The organism is Tardiphaga sp. GW822-FHT04G09 (assembly GCF_058800725.1).
This window is the reverse complement of record NZ_JBXAMO010000045.1, coordinates 1-1,698: the sequence shown is the minus strand read 5'-3', so window position 1 is coordinate 1,698 and position 1,698 is coordinate 1. Positions and strand designations below refer to the sequence as shown.

Sequence of the window (1,698 nt, the reverse complement as noted above, 5' to 3'; positions counted from 1 at the left end):
TGTCATTCGGCCTGCAATATTGACCCCGTAAGCCGGGGGATCGGCGTCCAAAATTGACCCCCTACCATTAGCCTGTTGCGCTGCCTGCTTCGTAACAAAGCAGGTGGTCGGAGATGCTGATCGTGGAGACGATTGCGCGGATACGGCGTGAGCACTTCATCAAGGGCAAGACGATCAAGGAGATTGCCCGGGACCTGAAGGTGTCACGGAACACGGTGCGGAAGGTGCTGAGGTCGGGAGAGACCTCATTTGAGTACGAGCATGTTGTCCAGCCGAGGCCCAGCTCGGAAGATGGGCAACGGAGCTCGACGTGTTGCTGGCGGCAAATGCGACCAAGGCCGCTCGCGAGCGACTGACGCTGATCCGGATCTTCGAAGAGCTGCGCGGGCGTGGATACGACGGTGGCTACGATGCCGTGCGGCGTTACGCCAGACGATGGAGTACGGACCGTGGACAATCGACGGCTGCGGCCTATGTCCCGCTGAGCTTTGCGCCTGGGGAAGCTTATCAGTTCGACTGGAGCCACGAGGTAGTTCTGCTTAATGGCGTGACGGTGATGGTGAAGGCCGCCCACGTCCGGCTGTGCCATAGCCGTATGTTGTTTGTGCGGTGCTATCCGCGTGAGACGCAGGAGATGGTGTTCGACGCTCACGATCGGGCGTTCGCGCTGTTCAAAGGCACCTGCGGGCGCGGCATCTACGATAACATGAAGACCGCGGTCGAGACGATCTTCGTCGGCAAAGGTCGTCTCTACAACCGCCGCTTCATGCAGATGTGCAGCCATTACCTCGTCGACCCGGTGGCCTGCACGCCGGCATCAGGCTGGGAGAAGGGCCAGGTCGAGAACCAGGTCGGCCTTGTCCGCGAGCGCTTCTTCACACCGCGGCTTCGGTTCAAAACTCTCGACGAGTTGAACGCCTGGCTGCTGGACAAGTGCATCGCCTACACGAAGGCACACCGTCATCCGGAACTGACCGAGCAGACGATCTGGGAGGTGTTCGAAGCCGAACGCCCAAAGCTGGTTCCCTATGCGGGCCGGTTCGACGGATTCCATGCGGTTCCGGCATCGGTCTCGAAGACCTGCCTGGTCCGCTTCGACAACAACAAGTACTCGGTCGCGGCCAGCGCCGTCGGGCGGCCGGTCGAGGTTCATGCTTACGCTGACCGCATCGTTATCCGCCAGGACGGACGTATCGTTGCCGAGCATCCGCGCGCCTTCAGTCGTGGCGAGACGACCTATGATCCTTGGCATTACGTGCCGGTGCTGGCTCGCAAACCCGGCGCCTTGCGCAACGGCGCTCCCTTCAAGGACTGGGTGCTGCCGGCTGCGATCGAGCGCATACGGCGCAAGCTTGCCGGTGCCGATGATGGCAACCGGCAGATGGTCGACATCCTCAACGCAGTTCTGACCGACGGTCTGCCCGCTGTCGAGGTGGCCTGTGCCGAGGCGATCGTCCAAGGCGTCCATTCCGCCGATGTCGTGCTCAATATCCTGGCTCGGCAACGAGAGCCCACTCCACCCGCCAACATCATGACGCCGGCTGCGCTGACGTTGTGCCATGCCCCGATCGCCGACTGTGCCCGCTACGACAATCTGAGGAGAACCATCTGATGGAACGTACTCAACTCTTCGACCTCATGGGTGAGCTCAAGCTCTATGGCATGAAGGCCGCCTTCGACGAGATCATGACGACTGCG

General features: G+C 61.4%; 2 pseudogenes. Both read left to right on the top strand.

The features are described from left to right. The first annotated feature begins 113 nt into the window (after positions 1–113). A pseudogene (gene istA, locus AC1RLZ_RS31100) lies at positions 114–1,646 on the top strand (IS21 family transposase). Continuing rightward, positions 1,612–1,698, top strand: a pseudogene (locus AC1RLZ_RS31095) (IS21-like element helper ATPase IstB); the annotation flags it as partial. The pseudogenes istA and AC1RLZ_RS31095, both read left to right, overlap by 35 nt.